This is a genomic window from Pseudomonas sp. MCal1 (genome assembly GCF_026341415.1).
Classification (GTDB): Bacteria; Pseudomonadota; Gammaproteobacteria; order Pseudomonadales; family Pseudomonadaceae; genus Aquipseudomonas.
In genome coordinates this window covers 182,496-203,141 of sequence record NZ_JAKUMP010000008.1, presented here as the reverse complement: position 1 = coordinate 203,141, position 20,646 = coordinate 182,496, and the positions used below count along the sequence as shown (strand labels likewise).

The following is a 20,646-nucleotide window of genomic DNA, read 5'->3' as shown; positions in this document are numbered from 1 at the left end:
ACCTGCCGACCTGAAAAGAGGAATCTGAGCCATGAACGACCAACCGCCGTCGGCGATTTCCCGACGCCGTTTCCTGATTCTCGGGGCCGTGACCGCGACTGCGTTCGCGATGCCGCCCTTCATCAGCCTCAAGGCCTACGCGGCCACTCTGGAGCAACCGGCCATGGCCAAAGTGACAATTGAAGTCAACGGCAAGCCGCAGACGCTGGAGATTGACACCCGCACCACCCTGCTCGATGCGCTGCGCGAACACCTGCACCTGACCGGCAGCAAAAAGGGTTGCGACCACGGCCAGTGCGGCGCCTGCACGGTGATCGTCGATGGCCGGCGAATCAATTCCTGCCTGACCCTGGCGGTGATGCAGGACGGCGCCAAAGTCACCACCATCGAAGGCCTCGGCATGCCTGACCAGTTGCATCCGATGCAGGCGGCGTTCATCAAGCATGACAGTTACCAATGCGGCTACTGCACGCCGGGGCAGATCTGTTCGGCGGTGGCGGTGCTTGAGGAAATTCGCAACGGTATCCCCAGCCACGCCAGCGCCAGCCTCACCGAAGCACCGCAACTGATCGCCAGCGAATTGCAGGAACGCATGAGCGGCAACATCTGCCGTTGCGGCGCCTACTCGAACATCATCGAAGCCATCAGCGAAGTCGCGGAGGTGCCAGCATGAGAGCGTTCAACTACAGCCGCGCCGACTCTCCCGCCGCAGCCGCAGCCCTGGCCGCGCAAATCGAAGGTGCGCGTTTCATCGCCGGCGGCACCAACCTGCTGGACTTGATGAAACTGGACATCGAAACACCGCAGCAGCTGATTGACGTCAATCACCTGGGCCTCGATCAGATCGAAGCGACCGACGACGGCGGTTTGCGCATCGGCGCCTTGCTGCGCAACACCGATCTGGCCGCCGACAGTCGGGTCCGGAAAGACTACGCGCTGCTGTCCCGCGCCTTGCTCGCCGGCGCCTCGGGCCAGTTGCGCAACATGGCGACCACTGCCGGCAATCTGCTTCAGCGCACCCGCTGCCCGTATTTCTACGACACCAATCAGGCCTGCAACAAACGCAATCCCGGCAGTGGCTGCGCGGCGATTGGCGGGGTCAGTCGACAACTCGGCATCATCGGTGTCAGCGACGCGTGCATCGCGACCCATCCGAGTGACATGGCGATTGCGATGCGCGCGCTCGATGCTCAGGTCGAAACGATCAAGGCCGATGGCAGCACCCGGCGCATCGCCATGGCGGACTTCCATCAATTGCCAGGCACTACCCCGAATGTCGAAACCAGCCTGACACCGGGCGAACTGATCACCGGCGTAACCTTGCCCGCGCCAGTGGGCGGCACCCATCTCTATCACAAGGTGCGTGACCGTTCGTCATACGCCTTCGCCCTGGTGTCCGTCGGCATGATCCTGCAGAAGGATGGCAGCGGTCGCATTGCGGTCGGCGGCATCGCGCCGAAACCCTGGCGGGTCGAAGCGGCGGAAGCGCTGTTGCCGCAAGGCGCGAAGGCCGTCAGCGCGCGCCTGCTCGACGGCGCCACGCCTACCTCTGACAACCAGTTCAAAGTGACGCTGGTCGAGCGCACCATTGCCTCGGTGCTGGCCCAAGCGAGGGATGAAGCATGAAATTCGACACGCCCGCCAAGAGCAACCCGATCGACCAGTTGAACGTCATCGGCAAACCCACCGACCGCATCGAAGGCCCGCTGAAAACCAGCGGCCAGGCACCTTACGCCTACGAGCAACATGAAGCCGTGAAAAATCAGGCCTACGGCGTGATGGTAGGTTCGGCCATTGCCAAGGGCCGCATCACCCGCATCGATCTGGATGCCGCCCGCGCCGCGCCGGGGGTGCTGACGATCGTCACCGCCGCCAACGCCGGCAAGCTCGGCAAAGGCAAATACAACGCCGCGCACCTGCTGGCCGGGCCGCAAGTGCAGCACTATCACCAAGCCGTGGCGCTGGTGGTTGCCGAAACCTTCGAACAGGCGCGGGCCGCCGCGCAATTGGTCAACGTCGAATACGCGGCCGACATAGGGCAATTTGATCTGGCCAGTGTGCGTGATCAGGGCGTGGAGCCGAAAGAAGAACTGCCGGACGTCACCCACGGCGACTTCGCCAGCGCCTTCGCCGCCGCACCCGTGCAGTTCGATCAGACCTACACCACGCCGGATCAGTCCCACGCAATGATGGAGCCCCACGCGACCCTCGCCGCCTGGAAAGGCGATCAGGTGACGCTCTGGACCTCCAACCAGATGATCGCCTGGAGCGTCGGCGACATCGCCACCACCCTCGGCCTGCCGAAGGAAAACGTGCGGTTGATCTCGCCGTACATTGGCGGCGGATTTGGCGGCAAGCTGTTCATTCGTGCCGACGCGATCCTCGCCGCCCTCGGCGCGCGTCTGGCGAACCGGCCAGTGAAGGTCGCGCTCGCCCGTCCGCAGATCGCCAACAACACCACCCACCGCCCCGCCACCGTCCAGCGCATCCGCATGGGCGCCACGGCAGACGGCAAACTCACCGCCATCGCCCATGAGGGCTGGTCGGGCAACCTTGAAGACGGCAAGGTCGAAGTCGCGGCGCAACCCAGTCAGTTGCTCTACGCCGCAGAAAATCGTCTAGTGAGCATGCGCCTGGCCCCGCTGGATCTGCCGGAAGGCAACGCCATGCGCGCGCCCGGTGAAACGCCGGGGCTGATGGCGCTGGAGATCGCCATGGACGAGATGGCGGAAAAGCTCAAACTCGATCCGATCCAGTTCCGCATCCTCAACGACACGCAGGTCGATCCGGTGAAAACCGAGCGACCGTTTTCCCGGCGGCGTCTGATCGAATGCCTGCAAACCGGCGCCGAACGCTTTGGCTGGGATAAACGCAATGCGACGCCCGGCAGCCGTCGCGAAGGTCGCTGGCTGATCGGCATGGGCGTCGCGGCGGCCATTCGCAACAACCTGCTGGTGAAGTCCGGCGCACGCGTGCGGCTGGAGCGTGACGGCAAGATCACCGTTGAAACCGACATGACGGACATCGGCACCGGCAGCTACACGATCATTGCCCAGACTGCCGCCGAAGTGATGGGCGTGCGTCTCGACGATGTGACTGTGCATTTGGGCGACTCGAATTTTCCGGTGTCGTCCGGCTCCGGCGGCCAGTTCGGCGCCAACTGCTCGACCGCCGGGGTCTACGCGGCGTGCATGAAACTGCGTGAAGCGGTCACCGCCAAACTTGGCATGAGCGCGGGTGAAGCGCAGTTTGCCGATGGACACGTGAGACTGGGCAACAAGAACGTGCCGTTACGCGAGGCCGCGCAACATGCCCCGATCGAAGTAGAGGACAGCATCGAATTCGCAGACCTCGCCAAGCAGTACCAGCAATCGACCTTCGGCGCGCACTTCGTCGAAGTCGCCGTCGATGCCGCCACTGGCGAAGTTCGTGTAAGGCGTATGCTCGCGGTCTGCTCTGCGGGGCGGATTCTCAATCCGAAATCGGCCCGCAGCCAAGTGATCGGCGCGATGACCATGGGCGTCGGCGCAGCATTGATGGAAGAACTCGCGGTGGACAAACGCCAGGGATTTTTCGTCAACCATGACCTGGCGGGCTACGAAGTGCCGGTGCATGCCGACATTCCGCATCAGGAGGTGATTTTCCTCGATGAAACCGACCCGATTTCATCGCCGATGAAAGCCAAGGGTGTCGGTGAACTGGGGATTTGCGGGGTCAGCGCGGCAGTGGCGAATGCCATCTACAACGCCACGGGCGCGCGGGTGCGGGAGTATCCGATTACCCTGGACAAGATTCTGGATGCGTTGCCGCCGATGATCTGAAACCCCTCGCGCACCAGCATCGGGTGCTAGTGCGCGACTCATTCCCGAGAGATGACTAACTGACCAGTGCAATCAACTGCTGCCTCTGCGCATCGGTCAGCATCAGCCCGAATCCGGCGCCGGCATTGTCGGCCATGTACAACGGATTGCTGGTGCCGGGAATCACGCAGGTCACCGCCGGATGCGCCAGCAGGAATTTCAACGCCAGTTGCGGCCAGCTTTTGACCCCGACTTGCGCCGCCCAGCCCGGCAGCGGTTTGCCCTTGAGCCGCGCGAGCAGGTCGCCGCCGCCGAAGGGCCGGTTGCAGATCACCGCCACTCCGAGTTCGCGGCACAGCGGCAGGATGCGTTTCTCGACCCCGCGATCATCCAGGGCGTAATTGATTTGCAGGAAATCCAGCGGCTCGGCCTTGAGCACCGCTTCGACCTCGTCATAGGCCGACGGCGTGTAGTGGGTTATGCCGATGTAGCGGATGCGGCCCTGCTCTTTCCATTCGCGCAGGGTCGGCAGATGGGTTTGCCAGTCGAGCAGGTTATGGATCTGCATCAGGTCGATGCGCTCGGTGCGCAGCAGGCTGAACGACTGTTCCATCTGCGCGATGCCCTCTTCGCGGCCACGAGTCCAGACCTTGGTCGCCAGGAATGCCGGCGAACGCGGTTCGTGGATCGAGAGCAATTCACCGGTGGTTTCCTCGGCGCGGCCGTACATGGGCGAGCTGTCGATCACCGTGCCGCCCTTTTTGAACAGCTCGCCGAGCACCCCTGGCAATTGTTTGTAGACCGGATCGCCGGGAGCGACGTCGAAACCGCGATACGTGCCCAACCCCACCAGCGGCAGTGGCTCGGAGCTCGAAGGGATGGGACGTGTCTGCATGGTCTGGGCTCCTGTGGCGTTCGGCGACGTAATGGCGGCCAGCGCCCGGTCAAAGGTGAAAACCGCTGACACCCCGGCTGCCAGCGTCAGCAACCGGCGGCGGGAATATCCCTCAGTGTGGTTCATGCTGGCGCCCTTGCCCTGTGGATCTGTTGCACCTTGTGTTTTGACGCAGCCCGTAAAACCGTTGGACTACACTGCGACAGCCAACCTGCGCGCCCGGTTAAAGTTAGTCGAATGTCCAGAACCTTGTTGTCACTCGTCGCATTGATCGTCGCCGTGTACTTGATCCTGTGCGCGGCGCTGTTCGTATTTCAGCGGGCGCTGATCTATTTCCCCCAGCCCGCCAGCGTGGAGTCACCGGATTCACGGTTGACGCTGAACATGCCCGACGCCGAGATCCGCGTGGCTGTGCGCGAGCGCTCCGGAGCCAAAGCGCTGATCTACTTCGGCGGAAATGCCGAGGACGTTTCGCGCAACCTGCCGGAGTTTTCCGAGGCGTTCCCTGACTATTCGTTGTATTTGCTGCATTACCGGGGTTTTGGCGGCAGCGGCGGTTCGCCCTCCGAAGAGGCGATCGCCGGGGACGCGCTGGCGCTGTTCGATCAGGTGTATGCCAGTCATTCACAGATCGCGCTGCTGGGGCGCAGCCTCGGTTCCGGGGTCGCGGTACGGCTGGCCAGCCAGCGGCCGGTGGAGCGGCTGATTCTGGTCACGCCCTACAACAGCCTCGAAGAAATCGCCGCCCGCCAATACCCGTGGGTACCGGTGCAGTGGTTGCTCAAGGATCGTTTCCGGTCAGGCCAGTACGCGGCGCACATCCGCGTGCCAACGCTGTTGCTGGCAGCGAGCGATGACGAGGTGATTCCACGGGCCAGCACCGAACGCCTGCTGCACAGTTTTCCCGACGGTGTGGCCACGCTCAAAGTGGTGGCGGATTCGGCACACAATTCGATTTCCGAACGGCCGCAATACCTGCAATGGATCGAGGATGTGTTGAATCGCTGAGCACTTCGTCGGCAGCCGTTGAAACCCGCTGCTGACGGGTGAACCAAGTGCAAAAAGGCCAGTCCTACCCGCGCCGTGTTCTGCGGTTGACTTTCCTTCAGCGTTGTCCTTTTCAGAGCTTTGCGTCCCATGCGCCACGCCGTACGTTCGTCTCGCTTCGTTTCTCTGTGCCTGTTGATTCTTTCTCCCCTGCTTTCTCCTCCTGCCCACGCCGGCGCCGAGCGCCAATTGGTGGCCGCCATCAACGACTACCGCGCCCATCCGCAACGTTGTGACCGACGCCCGGCCCAACGGCTCGCGCCGCTGACGCTGAAGTCAAACCTGGCGTTGCCGGTCGGCTATGGCTACGGTGGTGGATTGCGCGAACGATTGAAGGATTCCGGCTACGCGGCCGTGGCGGTGCGCAGCATCCGGATCGTCGGTGCGCAGGACGCCGAAGAGGCATTCGAAATGCTGCAAGACGATTACTGTGGCGCGTTGCTCGACGGTCAATACGCCGACATCGGCATCAGCCGCGCCCGCAGTGAATGGCAAGTGGTGCTGGCCCGGCCGGTGCTCGACAGTCGCGTCGGCGACAACCGCAACGTCGGCAAGGCGTTGCTGGCCGAGGTCAACGCCGCCCGCGCCCGCCCGCGCATGTGCGGTCGCCAGCGCTTCGCCGCCGCCCGGCCCTTGAGCTGGAACCCGGCGCTCGGCGCCGCCGCCCAGGGCCACAGCAAGGCCATGGCCTACGGCAACTACTTCGCACACCGCGACCCGGACGGCGACGGCCCGGCAGATCGCGCCCGGGCGGCCGGCTACCGTGGCCGGCAGATCGGCGAAAACATCGCCGCCGGGCAAAGCTCACCGGGCAAGGCCATGGCCGGCTGGCTGGCCAGCCCCGGACACTGCGCCAACCTGATGAACCCGATGTTCACCCAGGTCGGCGCCGGGTTTGCCAGTGAGGCGCGCAGTGATGAAGGGGTTTACTGGACGATGCTGTTCGGCGCGCCTTGATCCGGTGTCATCCGCAAACCTCGAACAGCGCTGCAAGTCGCACTTCGACGACTGATCGTCAAACCGGAGAAATCGTGGCAAGAACGCCGATCATGATGGTCAACACAAGAAAGCCGCCGAGGAAAATCGCCATCTTAGCCATGAAGGCCTCCTGATTACTGAATGTCCGGCGCACCGGGCGCTCCGGAATGAAGCGCGTCGCGTGTGGCCGAACGGCAGGGCTATTCTGGGCCCGTGGCTGAGATGGTTACAGACGCAGATCCGACAGGAAAAAGCGGATCAGATGGATCGGCCCGGCGCATGGGTCGATATTCAGATCAGTACAGAGGGTTTCCATTGTGCCGCTTTGATCTAGAGTCATGGGCGCCGCGCCAAGAACAACAAAAAATACAGGAGTGAAACCATGTCCGATCTGAACCTGCACCCCCACGTTGCAGAATCCCTGCACCGCTGGCACGAGATGATCCGCACCGGCAACCTCAAGGCCCTGCCGGAGCTGCTCGACCCCAAAGCGGTATTCCGTTCGCCGATGGCCCATACGCCCTACCCCGGCGCACCGGTGGTCTCGATGATCCTCAATACCGTGTTCGAAGTGTTTGAAGACTTCAAATACCACCGTGAACTGGCGACGGCCGATGGCCTGAATGTGGTGCTGGAGTTCAGCGCCAAAGTCGGCGCGAAGGAGCTCAAGGGCATCGACATGATCCGTTTCGATGAACAGGGCAAGATTGTCGAGTTCGAGGTGATGGTGCGGCCGTTGAGTGGGCTGCAAGCCTTGGGCGAAGAGATGGGACGGCGTCTGGGGGCGTACCTGGCCGCCGCCAAAGCCTGATCCCCGGACACAAAAAAGCCCACTGACCGTCACCGGTTCAGTGGGCTTCGTGTGTCAGGCGTCTGGTTACAGAGCCATGTCACGTGCAGCGCTTTCTTTTGGAGCCGGGGCTTTTTCAGCCGAGGCGTCCGCCGCTGGAGCTGCAGCCTGGCCAATCACCGGAGGGGTTGGCAGTTGCAGGATCTTGGCGGTGTAGGCCCACTCTTCAGCCACTTTGGCCGGATCGTTGTTCAGCTGGGTGCCGTAGCTTGGAACGATCTGGTGCAGCTTGGCTTGCCACTCAGGGCTGGCGACTTTGTCTTTGAAGACTTTCTGCAGCACGCTCAGCATGATCGGTGCAGCGGTCGAAGCGCCTGGGGATGCGCCCAGCAGACCGGCAATTGAGCCGTCCTTGGAAGCAACGATTTCGGTGCCCAGTTTCAGCACGCCGCCAGCGGCTTCATCACGCTTGATGATTTGCACGCGCTGGCCGGCTTGCCACAGGCGCCAGTCTTCAGCCTTGGCGTTCGGGAAGTATTCCTTCAGCGCGTTCAGACGGTCTTCATCCGACAGCATCAATTGACCGGCAAGGTACTCGACCAGCGGGTATTCCTTGATGCCGACCTTGGTCATCGGCCAGATGTTGTGGGTGGTGGTGCTGGTCAACAGGTCCAGGTACGAGCCTTCCTTCAGGAACTTGGTGCTGAACGTCGCGAACGGGCCAAACAGGATGACGCGCTTGCCGTCCAGGACACGGGTGTCCAGGTGCGGAACGGACATCGGAGGCGCGCCAACCGAAGCTTTACCGTAGGCCTTGGCCAGGTGCTGTTCGGCGATGGCCGGGTTATCGGTCACCAGGAACGAGCCGCCTACCGGGAAGCCAGCGTATTCCTTGGCTTCTTCGATACCGGACTTCTGCAGCAGGTGCAGTGCACCGCCGCCGGCGCCGATGAACACGAACTTGGCGTCGGTTTCAGTCTTGGTACCGTCTTTCAGGTTTTTGTAGCTGACGCGCCAGGTGCCATCGGCGTTCTTGGTGATGTCCTGGACTTCGCTCGACAGCTTCATGCTGAAGTTAGGCTTGGTCTGCAGGTAACCGGCGAACTGGCGGGTGATTTCGCCGAAGTTCATGTCGGTGCCCAGCGGGCTCCAGGTGGCCGCGATTTTCTGGTTCGGGTCACGCCCTTCCATCATCAGCGGAACCCACTTCTTGATCACAGCCGGGTCTTCGGAGTACTGCATGCCGGCGAACAGCGGGCTCGCTTGCAGGGCTTCGTAGCGCTTTTTCAGGAACTTGATGTTGTCATCGCCCCACACGAAGCTCATGTGCGGAGTGGTGTTGATGAACGAACGAGGGTCTTTCAGGACGCCTTGACGAACCTGCCAGGCCCAGAACTGGCGGGAGACCTGGAACGCTTCGTTGATCTCGACAGCTTTCGGGATCGTGACGTTGCCCTTGTCGTCTTCCGGGGTGTAGTTCAGCTCGGCGAGTGCGGAGTGACCGGTACCGGCGTTGTTCCAGCCGTTGGAGCTTTCGAGGGCGACGCCGTCGAGGCGCTCGACCATCTCCATCGACCAGGTCGGTTCCAGCTCATTGATCCACACACCCAGGGTGGTGCTCATGATGCCGCCGCCGATCAGCAGGACGTCGACTTTCTTTGCTTCTTCGGCATTGGCGGACGACATCCCCATCGCCAAAGCCAGCCCCAGCAAGGCTGTGTTCACTTTTTTAAACATCTGTTGCACCTATGATAAAACGCCTTCCGCCCGCCGCTGTTGTGCGTATGCGTTCCCCCTTTTTCGCGACACTCAGGCCAGCGTCGCGGGTTCCGACACACTTCAATTTTGACGGGTGGGCACACAAGGCCGACTGGCTGCGTCGACCTCAGTTATATGTCCCTTCTGAACTGACTTTTTATCATTATTGGCTTCAGCTACTTGAGCGACAGGGGTTCTGCCTGGCCCGCCGAATAGCGCGCCCGACTGAATGGGGTCAAAACAAGTGGCGCGAAGAATATCACGTCATGGCAAACCCGCGCGTCTGTTCGCGACTCGATAGTCTTTATCCGTTCAAGGACTTATCGGCAGACAGCGCCCGAACATGACCCCGTCAGCGGCTCTGGCTTAAGCCTTTCAGCTGGTTGACAGGCTCTTCCAATCCGGCACCCGGACTTTCACCTGTTACAAATCGGGTCTCTGCACCACTCAGTTGTGCAGTCCGAAACCCCTCACAACCGAAACCGATCCACCGACTGCGCCAACTGCCCCGCCAGGCTCGACAGCTCATCCGTGGTAGTGGCCGTCTGACCGATCACCTTGCTGTTGCCCTCCGACATGCCCGCAATCATTTCCACCTGATGGGCAATCTCGTTGCTCGCCTGGCTCTGTTCGCCGATGGTGCGAGTGATGTCGTTGACCAGTTGCGTGGTGCTCAGGGTGGCGTCGAGGATTTCGCGGATGGCGCGTTCGACGTCGGCGGTGACGGCCATGCCCTTGTCGACCTGTGCAACACCGGCCTCCATGCTGCTGACGGCCTCGCGGGTGCTGTTCTGGATGCGCGCGACCATCGCGGCGATTTCCTGGGTCGAGGCGCTGGTGCGTGCAGCCAGACTGCGCACCTCATCGGCCACCACCGCAAAGCCCCTGCCCTGTTCGCCCGCCCGGGCCGCCTCGATCGCCGCATTGAGCGCCAGCAGGTTGGTCTGGTCGGCGATGCTCTTGATCACCTGGATGATGTTGAAGATCCCTTCGGATTCCTGATCCAGGGTGCGGATCACCTGCGCCGATTGCTGGGCGGATCGCGCAATGTCGTCCATGTCGCTGACCACCTGATGAATCACCTGCCCGCCGTTTTTCGCCAGTGATTCGGCCTGGCTGGCCATGTCCAGTGCGCGCTCTGCGTGGCGGGTGATTTCCTCGATGCTGGCGGTCATCTGGCTCGCGGCGGCCGCCATGGTGCCGGCGGCAGTACTTTGCTGCTGGCTGCTGTCGGCCACCTGATGGCAGCCGTGGCTCAGTTGTTCACTCATGCCACTGACGCCGTGAGCGTTGCGTCGCACCACGTCGATCATGTCCCGCAGGTCGTGCTGCATGGTGGCCAGCGTGCGGATCAGCGCACTGGCTTCGTCCTTGCCGGACGGTTCGGCGATCGGTTCGCTGAGGTTGCCGTGGGCGATGCTTTCGGCGATGCGGCTGGCGGATTTCAACGGCCCCATGATGCTCAGGATCACCCAGCGACCCTGGGCCAACAGCAGCACCAGGCTGGCGATCAGGACGATAGCGAGTGCGACATTGGCGTTGCGGATCGCCGCCCCGGTGCCTTCGCTGGTCTGCCGGGTATTGGTTTCGATCAGTTCGCTGAGGGAGGCCATCTGTTCTTCGAGCTGGCTGAATGCGGTGCTGAAGGTGCCCAGATGCTGCTGGGCGCTGTCCGGGTTTTCCAGTGCAAGGCCGACGATCTGCTCGCCGGCGCTGATGTAGGTATCGAGGCTGGGCTTGATCTGCTCCAGCCCGGACCTGATCGTCGGATTGAGCGGCAGCTTGAGGTTGTCACCCAGCACCTCGCGAAAATGCGCCGCATGCTCCTCAACCGAACGGCGCACCTCGTCCGCCGAACTCGTGCTTTTGCCCAGCCCCACCAGCATCGCCGAATACACATCGGCACGCAGGGCGTCGTGCATCATGTCGGCTTCCATGTGGTTGCGCAGCGCGCTCATGCTGACCGCGTTGTCACTGACCGCCGACGCCATCCGCTGATTGCCGACGTAACTGACCAGGCTCACGATCAACGCCGTCAGCAGGCTGGTCGCAATCAGCAACACCAAACGCAGTTTGATCGACACCGTGATTTCCTCTCTGGTCGCGCCACGCGGCGCCTTTCAACGCTTCAGTTAAGCCTATTTGCGTGAATCCGCCGCTTTAGAGCGTCGCAGGGTGTGTCGTTACATCCGGTAAAAACGAGGACTGTGCAGCACTTCTCGTTCTCGCTCGCGACCGCCGGGCCCGGCGTACGGAACTCCCGTGCTGTCCGGCACCTCTCACATTATGTGGTACTTCCTTTTCGCTTTACGCTGCTGGAGGAACACCGTCATGCGCCGTTTATTACTCGTTTCGTCTCTCATGCTGTGCCTGCCGTTCGGCTCGGCCCTTGCTCGCGTGGACGCAGGGGATGTCGCCACTTCGGCGGGGGTTTCAGCTTCGCTGTATTCGACCTTCAAGGATCACAAAATGGTGATTCCGGCCCGTGACGACTTGTCCGCATTCGTCGCCAGCGGCGGAACGATCCGTGGCGTGTACCTGGAATCGGTGCTGCAACAGGTGCGTCAGGACAATCCTGGCCTGAACGCCAGCGATGAAGAGCTGGCCAATGCCATCCTGGTTCATTACGAAGGTCTGTCGCAGTAACCACGGCACGTCCGATGATCGTGGCTGACGGATCCGCCACCGTTGTTTCCTGCCGATGGTGTGCACTGCCGATGGACGGCTGTCGAACCACCATGGGCAAAACCGTCTGAGGGCCTCTATGATGGAGGCCATGACGATTTCCGCCTCCCTCCGCTCTCCTTGCCCGCCGGGTCTATGCATCTGCGGGCGCGATCCGTTGCTGGATACACCCGGCGCGGATGTGCGCATCCTGCTGCTGACCCGCGAGGAGGAGAAGCGTCTGCTAGAGCGTCTGGAAAACCTCAAAGACCTCGCCGATCTTGAGCGTCTGCAAGGCAAGATGTTCGATCAGCTGGGGATTCGCGTGCTGATCGCACCGAAGTTCGGTGAAGTGCGGACGGTGCGAGGCGGCATCGAGATCGAGGTCGAAGAGCTGGCGGGGCTCTGCCGAAAAACCCGCAAAACCATTCCGGCCGCCATCCGCCGTGGCCTGGAAAACAATCCGCAAGTCGCGTTCGATCTGCTCAACGCCCACGACTTGCTGCGCGGCACTTGATCACTTTTTCATGCCCACCCGCTTGCGCATCTCGGCCGTGATGCTCTGCCGGGTTTTCTTCATCTGCGCCCAAGGCTCATCGCCCACCTCCGCGAGCCGTTCGTGAACGTTGCGCACGTTCCATTGATCGGCGCCCTTGATCTCGCCCACTTCGTCACGAAACAGCGGCACCGACACCGGCAACCCTTCGCGAGTACGGGCCGCGTAGGCGCAAATGGTGGTGGCGCCCAGACCGTTGCGCAGGTAATCGATGAAGATCCGCCCCACCCGATTTTTCGGCCCGGACACCGCAGAAAAACGCTCCGGCAACAACTTCGCCATGTGAGTGACGATGGCGTGGCTGAAATCCTTGACCTCGTCCCAGCCATGCTTGCGGGTCAGCGGCACTACCAAATGGATGCCCTTGCCGCCACTGGTCTTGAGGAACGCCTTGAGGCCCAGTTCATCAAGCACGGTCAGGGTCAGCGCCGTGGCTTCGACCATGCTTTTCCACGGCAGCGCCGGGTCCGGGTCGAGGTCCAGGACAAAGCGGTCGGGCTTGTCCAGATCCACCGTGGTGGCGTTCCAGGTGTGCAGTTCGACCGTGCTCATCTGCACCGCGCCAATCAAGGCTTCGGCGTTGTTGATCAGCATCACCGGCTGGCCGGTCAGCTCCTTGTCCAGCGTGCGGATGCCGGGGATCGCCAGGTTTTCGGCGTTCTTCTGGAAGAACAGCTCACCGCCGATACCGTCCGGCGCACGCACCAGCGCCACCGGGCGATCCTTGAGCTGCGGCAGAATCCATTCGGCGACGCTGGCGTAATACTCGGCCAGCTGCATTTTGGTGGTGCCGCTGCTGGCGTCGATCACCCGGTCGGGGTGAGTGATCCGCACCTTGCCGTCGGCCAGGCCGGATTGGGACGGCGCGGTTGATTGGGCCTTTGACGTCTTCATCGGTCTGGCGCGCTCCTCGGTGATGTCCTTGGCCGGTTTGTCCTCGCGCAAGCCATGGAACACGGCGTGGCGCACCGAGCCGTCCTGAGTCATTTCGGCAAACGCCACTTCCGCCAGCAGACTCGGCTTGAGCCAGTGCACCCCCTTGGCTTCGAAACCCGTGGGCGGATTGGCCACTGCCGGTTTCTTCACCCGCAGCGGTTTGAGCCGGGCAAGGATGCTCTTGAGGGTGGTTTCATTGAATCCGGTGCCGACCTTGCCGGCGTACCGCAACTCGCCGCTGTCACGATCATGCAGACCCAGCAGCAATGCGCCGAACGCACTGCGCGCGCCTTTCGGATCGGTGTAACCGACGATCACGAATTCCTGGCGGTGTTTGCACTTGAGCTTGATCCAGTCACTGCTGCGGCGCGACACGTAAGGTGAGCCGAGACGTTTACCGATCAAGCCTTCCATGCGCATCTGGCAAGCGCTGTTAAGCAATGCCTGCGGGGTTTCGTCGAACGCTTCGGAAAAGCGCAGCAGCGGATCTTCATGGGCTTTCAGCACCGTGGCCAGCGCTGCGCGTCGTTCCTGCACCGGCACTTCACGCAGATCGACGCCGTTGAGATACGGCACATCGAACAGGTAATAGAGGATGTTTTCGCTGCGCCCGGAATCGAACGCGTTTTGCAGGGCCTGAAAATCCGGCACGCCGTCTGCGTCGGCAACGACCATCTCACCGTCAAGCCACGCCGATTCCAGGCCCAGCGCCGCAAGGGCTTGCGCCTGTTTCGGCAATTTGTGCGTCCAGTCATGCCCATTGCGAGTGAACAACTGCACCTCTCCATGATCGATGCGCGCCATGATCCGGTAGCCGTCGAACTTGATCTCGTATTGCCAATCCCCTTCCGGAGCACTCTCCACCAGCGTGGCCAGTTGCGGTTTGAGCTGCGCGGGGATATTGGCCTTGTGCGCGCCGGCGAGTTTGTCTGAGGCCGGTTTGCGCGCAGCTTTCGCCGAAGCCTTCAGTGGCTTGACCTGTTTTGCACTGAGGCGGGGTTTGTCGACGATCGTGCGTTCACTGAGCACGCTGTCGGGCTCGGCGACCAGCACGTCGTAGTCGCTTTGCGGGCGCGCGGCACTGTCCTGATGCTTGATCAGGAACCACTGCTCTTTCTTGCCCGGCATGTGGGTGCGCACCAGATTCCACACCCCGGCGAGCTTCTCGCCTTGCAGTTCGAATTTGAGCTTGCCCTTGGCGTAGGCCTTCTCGGGGTCTTCCAGCGGAATCCAAACGCCGCGATCCCAGACGATCACATCGCCGGCGCCGTAATGCCCCTCGGGAATGCTGCCCTCGAAGGTCGCATAGTCCAGCGGATGATCCTCGACGTGCACCGCCAGCCGCTTGACCTTGGGATCCAGCGACGGCCCCTTGGGCACCGCCCAGCTCTTGAGTGCGCCGTCGAGTTCCAGGCGAAAGTCGTAATGCAGGTGCGAGGCGTCGTGCTTTTGAATGCAGAATTGCAGGGCATGATCGCCGGCCGATTTCTTGCCCCGGCGGCGGTCGGCCCACGGTTCAGAGGTCGCCGAAAAGTCGCGCATCCGGTTGTAGTCGTCGAGATTCCTGCTCATCCTGCACCTGCCTTGTTTTAGCCAGTTCGAGTCACAGTCAGTGCTACCACGGCAATCCGGTCGACGCGCTGATAGCCTGGATTGAGCAATTCTTCACCAAACACATCGGGATCGAGTTCGCGATAGGTCCAGGCGAAGCGTTTTTCATCCAGCCGTGGCAATACCGTATCGAGGAAGGGATCGCGGCCATCGACCATCGCCACACCGGTATACAGCAGCAACGAGCCGCCGGGGCTCAGGCGATTGAGCGCCTGTTCGACGATCCGCAGTGACAGACCCGCCCCCAGTGTTCCGCCACCGTGGCGGTAAGCTCGCCCGGCCGGATCGGCCATGTAGGGCGGGTTGGCGACGATCAGGTCGAACTCGCCGTCGACACCTTGCAGCACATCGCTGGCACGCACTTCGACATTGGCCACTTCAGCCAGCGCCGCGTTGATCGTGGTCAGGCGCAACGCGGCGGGGTTGATATCGACGGCCAGCACTTGCGCTTCTCGCCGGGCTCGGCCAATCAGGATCGCGCCGACTCCGGCGCCGCAACCGATATCCACCGCACGGTGGATGGGCGCAAAGCTCTGCTGCAAATGGCTGTGGATCAGTTGGGCAAAGCGATAGGTGTCCGGGCCGAAGAACACCGAATCGGCGGCATCGGTTGGAAATCCGGAATGCACGAAAAGCAGGTCATCCAGGCTCGACCAGCGCACGCGGCTCTTCAAGCGCCCGTCGAACTGATCGATCACTTGGGCGTCCTGCAATTGCCGCTGTTCATCGGCAGACAGCAGGCCCGGTTCGAACGGGCGCGACCATCCGAATACATCCCGCAGGCAATCGGCGGCCTGCCCTTCGTCGCGCTGGTTGACCCGTTGATGGGTCAGCGGCGTCGGGGTGATGAAACGATAGCCGTCGGCCTGCAGGCGCCTACCCAGTTGCAGCAGCACAAGGTCGTTGGCGGTCAGTTGTTCTTCCTGATTCATTGATGATTCCTTAACGCTGGCCGGATTTGAGTTGGATGAAACGACGAGTAGCGAGCAGCCCGGCCGGATGTGCGTGCCGGGCCGGCGCAAGCCAGGGGATCAACGTCGCGATTTGGGTGTGCGCGTCCTGTCCCGGCAGTGCCGCATTCAGTCGCTGCACATCGGGGTCCTGTTCAGGCACCTCGATATGCGCAGGGGCCGAGGGGCGGCGGCGGAACGCAACGGGTTTGTCCGCAGAAATCCAGTCACCGGCAATCCAGTCGTGTACCAGTTGTTTTTCATAAGCGCTGAACACGCCGAACATCGCCGCACCATCGCCATCGATCAATTGCCAGAAGCGACTGCCCTGTGGATCTTCGTGGCGCTTGATCCAGCCCTTGTTCTGCATGGCTTGCAGGAAGCCGGACAACTGCTGCGGGTCGGCCAGCCATTGATTGACGGTCTTGCCTTCGAAGCGGCAATAGTCGGAGTGCATGTGCTGAGCGAACGGACACTTGCGCTCAAGCATCGCCAACAACTCGCGCTCCAGGTCGAACCCCTCGATGATTGCGCGGCTGCCCTGACCCAGGTCATTGAGTCGATAGCCCAGCGAGACCCGACGCAGGAAATCGCTGCGATCAGCCTCCAGAGGCAGCAGATCAAGCACGGCCTGAACGGCTTTCTGCGCATGGCCGGTACTGGCGTTGTCGATGGTGACGTGCAGGGTGAAATAGTAAGGATCGATCCCCAGCTCACTCAGTTCGTAGCTGCTGATCAACAGGTGCAGTGGCAATTGCTCGTAGCCAAGGTTGTAACCGATCACCTCTGGCAGAAAATCCATGCCGCAGGCGCCGAGGGCCAATTGCAGCGCGCCTTGCAGGTAACGTTCGTCAGGCAGCGGGCTGCCAGGTTCCAGACCGTGTTCGGCGAGCAATTGCCGGTAGATCACCACGTGATTCTGCGCCGGATTGCCCTCGCCCAATTCTTCAAGATAGGTGCTGATCAGAGTGCTGAATCGCGGATCGCGCCACTGTCCCAGCAAGCCGTAAAGCCAGGCGCCGTCGACCAGTTTGGTCGGCGCCACCGCTTGCAGAAAATACAGCGCATGAGCCTTGCAACTGAAAAACTGCCGCGCTCCTCCCGCTTTGCGTTGTTGCAGGTAGTCGGCATATTGCCGGGCAACATCGGCACAGTGCTGCGCCACCCAGGCATGCCAGAGCGCCGGATCGGTCGGCAGTTCTTCCTTCAATTGCGCGGCGCTTTTCAGATGGTGCTGCAAAAAAGCCTGCGCCAGGGGCTGAGTATCTTCATCGGACAAAAGCGCTTCATGGATACGCCGCCACTCACCCAGTGAGTCAAGCGGTTGCGATTGGGCAGATTCATCTTGCAGGCGTGTCAGGACAGTCATGGCAATATTCTCGATCGATTGGCAGGACGCTCAGTCACTCGCCTCTACTGCAGCAGAGAGGCCTGGTGCGTCAAAAATTCAATCGGCTTGAAAATTGCCCTGACGGACGGAGCCTTCGACTCGCTCCTTGCTTGAACAGAACGGTCGAAGGCTGTGGGACGGGATGGTCAGGCCTCGCCCTTGGCCTGCTGCTCCAGGTGAACCTGCAACTGGGGGTCGATCTGCAACGCCGCCGCCAGTTCATCCAGATAATTGCGCTCGGCGTCCTGCTGATCGTCAACCAGCATCACGCTGGCCAGGTACATTTCGGCGGCCATGGCCGGATCGTTCTGCGCCGCCTGGGCGACTTCGGTGGCATTCAGGGGTTTGGCGACTTCGTCGTCGAGCCATTGCTGCAAGTTCGGGTCGTCGGTATGGCGGCCGATTTCGCTGCTGATCAGGTGCTTTTCCGACTCGTCGATCCGCCCGTCAGCCTTGGCTGCAGCGATTAACGCACGCAACACAGCGTGGCTGTGTTCTTCGACTTGCGGGCCGGACAACAGGTCCGCGGTTTGCGGGGTTTGCTGCGGCGCAGCAGAAGCCTGACTGCGTTGCCAGGCCTGATACGCCTGGAACGCCATCATGCCCAGCGAGGCCAGAGCCGCATAATTGGTGCCGCCGGAACGACGCTGCGCTCCGCCGCCCAGCGCCCCGCCGCCTCCAAGCAGTCCACCGAGCAACCCGCCCAGGCCACCCAGCCCGCCGGCAGGAGAACCGCCGCCGCTGGTACCGCCACCGCCCAGCAGACCACCGAGCAATCCGCCCAGTCCGCCGCCGTTCGACGCGCCACCTTGTTGTCCCGCCGAGGCCTGGCCTCGCAGCAGTTGTTCGAGCAGATCACTGGTGTTCATGACGTCGTCCTCAGGCAAAGGTGCATGACTGCGTCAGGCAACGATAGTCCGCTTGATGCGATGTGCCAGCACCGTTGGGCTGACGTGGCCATGGGCGAGTGATTCTGCAGAGATTTTTTTCCCCGGCCAGCTAATCTTCATGAACGGGTGAACCTTGACCCGGCCCGACCGGTCGATACCTGCAACCCGACCCGGTTAGTCGCCACCCTTGCTGCGCAAAGGTTTACGCGGCTTGCTGCACTTTCTGGAGAACGCCTTCGTGATATCGACCGTCCACATCGCCAGGCTTAAGGCCTGGGGCGCCCATGGTTTCACCGCGACCGGCGTGGTCACCGCTTTTCTGGCCACCCTTGCCCTGCTGGAAAACCAGCCGATCCACTGCCTGATGTGGCTGGGCGTGGCGCTGATCGTCGACGGCCTCGACGGGGCACTGGCGCGCAAGGTCAACGTGCAGTCGGTGCTGCCGAGTTTCGACGGATCGATCCTCGATCTGGTGATCGATTACCTGACCTACGTGTTCATCCCGGCACTGTTCATCTATCGCTACATTCCCCTGCCCGACTACACCCTGTTGCTGACCGTGTCGTTGATTCTGGTGTCTTCGCTGTTCTGCTTCTGCAACGTCAACATGAAGAGCAAGGACAACTATTTCGTCGGCTTCCCCGCCGCGTGGAACGTGGTTGCCTTGTGTCTGTACATCATCGATCCGGGGCCGTGGCTCACTTTCCTGACAGTGATCGGCCTGGCGCTGCTGACCGTGACCCGCATGAAATTCCTGCACCCATTCCGGGTACGCCGGTTCATGCCGATCAACATTGCGGTGACGGCAATCTGGCTGCTGTGCAGTCTGTCGCTGGTGCTGAACCACCCGGTGATCAACCCGCTGGTGATGGGCCTGTGGCTACTGGCGTCGGCTTACTTCCTCGGCATCTGCATCTGGCGCACAGCGCTGGAGTGGTTTGACGGTGCGCATCTGAAATAGAAGCCCTGTCGGGATCCCTGTGGGAGCGAGCTTGCTCGCGAATGCGGCGTGTCAGCCAACAGAGATGTTGAATGTCAGTCTGCATTCGCGAGCAAGCTCGCTCCCACAATGGCTTCAGCGTTTGGTAATCACTACCTCCAGATACTCACTCGGTACCACCATCGATCCCGCCCCCGCCCGATTCAGTCCGTCGATCAGTTGCGTCAATTCCCCTTCCAGCGCCTGCCCGCTCTCCGGCGGCAATGCCGCGAACGCCTTGTGCACCGGGCCGTACCAGTGGCGAAACACATCAATGAAATGCGCTGCCGAGCGATAGCGGAAGTTGAAGTGACGGCGAGTCACCTGCACCTGAAATTGGCGATCGTCGAAGTGCGAATGCAGCCAGGCTTCCGCGCCCCAGTTTGAAGGCGGTTGCGCAACGGGGGGCGGTGGCAGGTAGCGGCCGAGGATCTTGAACATCTGGCCGACGAAGCCTTCCGGCGTCCAGTTGGCCAGGCCGATCCGTCCGCCACGGCGACAGACCCGACCCAGCTCCCTGGCCGCCTTGGCCTGATCCGGGGCAAACATCACGCCGAAGGTCGACAGTACTGCGTCAAAACTGGAATCGGCGAACGGCAACGCTTCGGCATCGGCAACCTGAAAGGTCACGTCCAGATGCTCGGCGCGCGCCCGGTCCTGGCCGCGCTCCAGCAGCGCCGCGACATAGTCGGTGGACGTCACCAGACAACCCCGGCGCGCCGCCGCCAGCGTGGCATTGCCATTGCCGGCGGCGACGTCCAGCACTTCTTCATCGCAGCGCAGGTCACAGGCCTCGGCGAGTGTTTCGCCGACGATCTGCAACGTGGTGCCGATCACGGCGTAGTCACCACTGGCCCAGGCGACCTTCTGGCGTTCCTTCAGGGCAGTGAGATCAATGGGGGTACTCATGAATGGATGCTCCACAGCATAGGGGTCATTCGGCGGTCGTCGGATCGATAATGCTCGTCACCCGGGACACGCTGTTGGCCGGAAATCCCCCACGCTTTGCGTGTTCACGCACCTGTTCTTCGTTGGGTGCGATGTACACGCAATAGATCTTGTCGGCAGTCACATAACTGTGCAGCCACTGCACCTCTGGCCCGAGTTCACGCAGCACGTTGCAGGACGTTTGCGATACGGCCTTGAGTTCTTGCTCCGATAGCTTTCCGGCTCCTGGAATCTCGCGTTCAATCACGAATTTCGGCATGGCAACCTCGCTTTCTTTTTATGGGTGTCAGAGCCATCGGCGGCCCTGCTCGCCCACTATCGCGCTGGCGCCGTGCGGCGTCCCTGCCAATCGTCCGGAGAGCCCGTAAAAACGGGCGCTGGCCGATGAATGGCGGGATTTTGTAAAGGCCCCGAAACACTGTCGGGGACAACGAACAATGGCTCATGATGCGAG

18 protein-coding genes and 1 pseudogene are annotated in these 20,646 nt (G+C 61.9%); 9 read left to right on the top strand and 10 right to left on the bottom strand.

Annotated features, from left to right (window positions below; translation table 11 throughout):
• Positions 1-31 precede the first annotated feature (31 nt).
• Genes paoA through paoC form a run of 3 tightly spaced genes read left to right on the top strand, consistent with a single transcriptional unit; the run spans position 32 to position 3,821 of the window.
• On the top strand, positions 32-673 hold the full coding sequence (gene paoA / locus MKZ87_RS15300; RefSeq protein WP_234204850.1) for an aldehyde dehydrogenase iron-sulfur subunit PaoA: 642 nt from the start codon (positions 32-34) through the stop codon (positions 671-673).
• Complete coding sequence (locus MKZ87_RS15295) at positions 670-1,626, top strand: FAD binding domain-containing protein (RefSeq protein ID WP_266201246.1); 957 nt, start codon at positions 670-672, stop codon at positions 1,624-1,626. The genes paoA and MKZ87_RS15295 overlap by 4 nt, the downstream gene beginning before the upstream one ends.
• The gene (paoC, locus tag MKZ87_RS15290) at positions 1,623-3,821 is read left to right on the top strand and encodes an aldehyde oxidoreductase molybdenum-binding subunit PaoC (RefSeq protein ID WP_266201245.1); all 2,199 of its coding nucleotides are present in this window, start codon (positions 1,623-1,625) and stop codon (positions 3,819-3,821) included. Before MKZ87_RS15295 ends, paoC begins: the two co-directional genes overlap by 4 nt.
• A 55-nt stretch (positions 3,822-3,876) precedes the next feature.
• Here paoC and MKZ87_RS15285 read toward each other — a convergent pair whose 3' ends face one another.
• A complete protein-coding gene (locus tag MKZ87_RS15285) occupies positions 3,877-4,821 on the bottom strand; it encodes an aldo/keto reductase (RefSeq protein ID WP_085704161.1) in 945 nt (314 codons plus the stop codon).
• Between the two features lie 111 nt (positions 4,822-4,932).
• Here MKZ87_RS15285 and MKZ87_RS15280 point away from each other — a divergent pair, with 111 nt between their 5' ends.
• The 3 genes from MKZ87_RS15280 to MKZ87_RS15270 all read left to right on the top strand — a co-directional run bounded on the left by MKZ87_RS15280 (position 4,933) and on the right by MKZ87_RS15270 (position 7,531).
• The gene (locus MKZ87_RS15280; protein ID WP_227235207.1) at positions 4,933-5,703 is read left to right on the top strand and encodes an alpha/beta hydrolase; all 771 of its coding nucleotides are present in this window, start codon (positions 4,933-4,935) and stop codon (positions 5,701-5,703) included.
• Positions 5,704-5,832: 129 nt separating this feature from the next.
• Positions 5,833-6,699 (top strand): CAP domain-containing protein, encoded by an 867-nt coding sequence (locus MKZ87_RS15275; RefSeq protein ID WP_085704155.1) that lies wholly within the window; start codon positions 5,833-5,835, stop codon positions 6,697-6,699.
• A 403-nt stretch (positions 6,700-7,102) separates the two neighbouring features.
• Entirely contained in the window at positions 7,103-7,531 is a 429-nt protein-coding gene (locus MKZ87_RS15270; RefSeq protein ID WP_085704153.1) for a nuclear transport factor 2 family protein, read from the top strand.
• Positions 7,532-7,597: 66 nt separating this feature from the next.
• On the opposite strand, the gene mqo is transcribed toward MKZ87_RS15270, so the two are convergent.
• The 3 genes and pseudogenes from mqo to MKZ87_RS29055 all read right to left on the bottom strand — a co-directional run.
• A complete protein-coding gene (gene mqo, locus MKZ87_RS15265; protein WP_007957153.1) occupies positions 7,598-9,247 on the bottom strand; it encodes a malate dehydrogenase (quinone) in 1,650 nt (549 codons plus the stop codon).
• Between the two features lie 491 nt (positions 9,248-9,738).
• The gene (locus MKZ87_RS29060) at positions 9,739-10,464 is read right to left on the bottom strand and encodes a methyl-accepting chemotaxis protein (RefSeq protein WP_371917932.1); all 726 of its coding nucleotides are present in this window, start codon (positions 10,462-10,464) and stop codon (positions 9,739-9,741) included.
• A 129-nt stretch (positions 10,465-10,593) separates the two neighbouring features.
• Positions 10,594-11,352, bottom strand: a pseudogene (locus tag MKZ87_RS29055) (MCP four helix bundle domain-containing protein); the annotation flags it as partial.
• Positions 11,353-11,599: 247 nt separating this feature from the next.
• Between MKZ87_RS29055 and MKZ87_RS15255 the strand changes: the two are divergent.
• Positions 11,600-11,914 (top strand): DUF2388 domain-containing protein, encoded by a 315-nt coding sequence (locus tag MKZ87_RS15255; protein ID WP_085698689.1) that lies wholly within the window; start codon positions 11,600-11,602, stop codon positions 11,912-11,914.
• A gap of 130 nt (positions 11,915-12,044) precedes the next feature.
• Positions 12,045-12,449: a hypothetical protein gene (locus MKZ87_RS15250; protein WP_176247761.1), complete on the top strand. Its 405-nt coding sequence runs from the start codon at positions 12,045-12,047 to the stop codon at positions 12,447-12,449.
• On the opposite strand, the gene ligD is transcribed toward MKZ87_RS15250, so the two are convergent.
• The 4 genes from ligD to MKZ87_RS15230 all read right to left on the bottom strand — a co-directional run bounded on the left by ligD (position 12,450) and on the right by MKZ87_RS15230 (position 18,244).
• Positions 12,450-14,996 (bottom strand): DNA ligase D, encoded by a 2,547-nt coding sequence (gene ligD / locus MKZ87_RS15245; RefSeq protein ID WP_266201243.1) that lies wholly within the window; start codon positions 14,994-14,996, stop codon positions 12,450-12,452.
• Positions 14,997-15,013: 17 nt separating this feature from the next.
• Complete coding sequence (locus tag MKZ87_RS15240) at positions 15,014-15,967, bottom strand: class I SAM-dependent methyltransferase (protein WP_266201242.1); 954 nt, start codon at positions 15,965-15,967, stop codon at positions 15,014-15,016.
• Positions 15,968-15,977: 10 nt separating this feature from the next.
• Positions 15,978-17,354: an iron-containing redox enzyme family protein gene (locus MKZ87_RS15235; protein ID WP_227235202.1), complete on the bottom strand. Its 1,377-nt coding sequence runs from the start codon at positions 17,352-17,354 to the stop codon at positions 15,978-15,980.
• A gap of 167 nt (positions 17,355-17,521) precedes the next feature.
• Positions 17,522-18,244 carry a tellurite resistance TerB family protein gene (locus tag MKZ87_RS15230; RefSeq protein WP_234204840.1) on the bottom strand — a complete coding sequence of 241 codons (723 nt, stop codon included), beginning with the start codon at positions 18,242-18,244 and terminating at the stop codon, positions 17,522-17,524.
• A gap of 259 nt (positions 18,245-18,503) precedes the next feature.
• Here MKZ87_RS15230 and pcsA point away from each other — a divergent pair, with 259 nt between their 5' ends.
• Positions 18,504-19,226 (top strand): phosphatidylcholine synthase, encoded by a 723-nt coding sequence (pcsA, locus tag MKZ87_RS15225; protein ID WP_041475528.1) that lies wholly within the window; start codon positions 18,504-18,506, stop codon positions 19,224-19,226.
• 114 nt (positions 19,227-19,340) lie between these two features.
• On the opposite strand, the gene MKZ87_RS15220 is transcribed toward pcsA, so the two are convergent.
• Positions 19,341-20,153: a class I SAM-dependent methyltransferase gene (locus tag MKZ87_RS15220; protein WP_085698677.1), complete on the bottom strand. Its 813-nt coding sequence runs from the start codon at positions 20,151-20,153 to the stop codon at positions 19,341-19,343.
• Between the two features lie 25 nt (positions 20,154-20,178).
• On the bottom strand, positions 20,179-20,451 hold the full coding sequence (locus tag MKZ87_RS15215; RefSeq protein ID WP_085698675.1) for a DUF4242 domain-containing protein: 273 nt from the start codon (positions 20,449-20,451) through the stop codon (positions 20,179-20,181).
• Between the last annotated feature and the right edge of the window lie 195 nt (positions 20,452-20,646).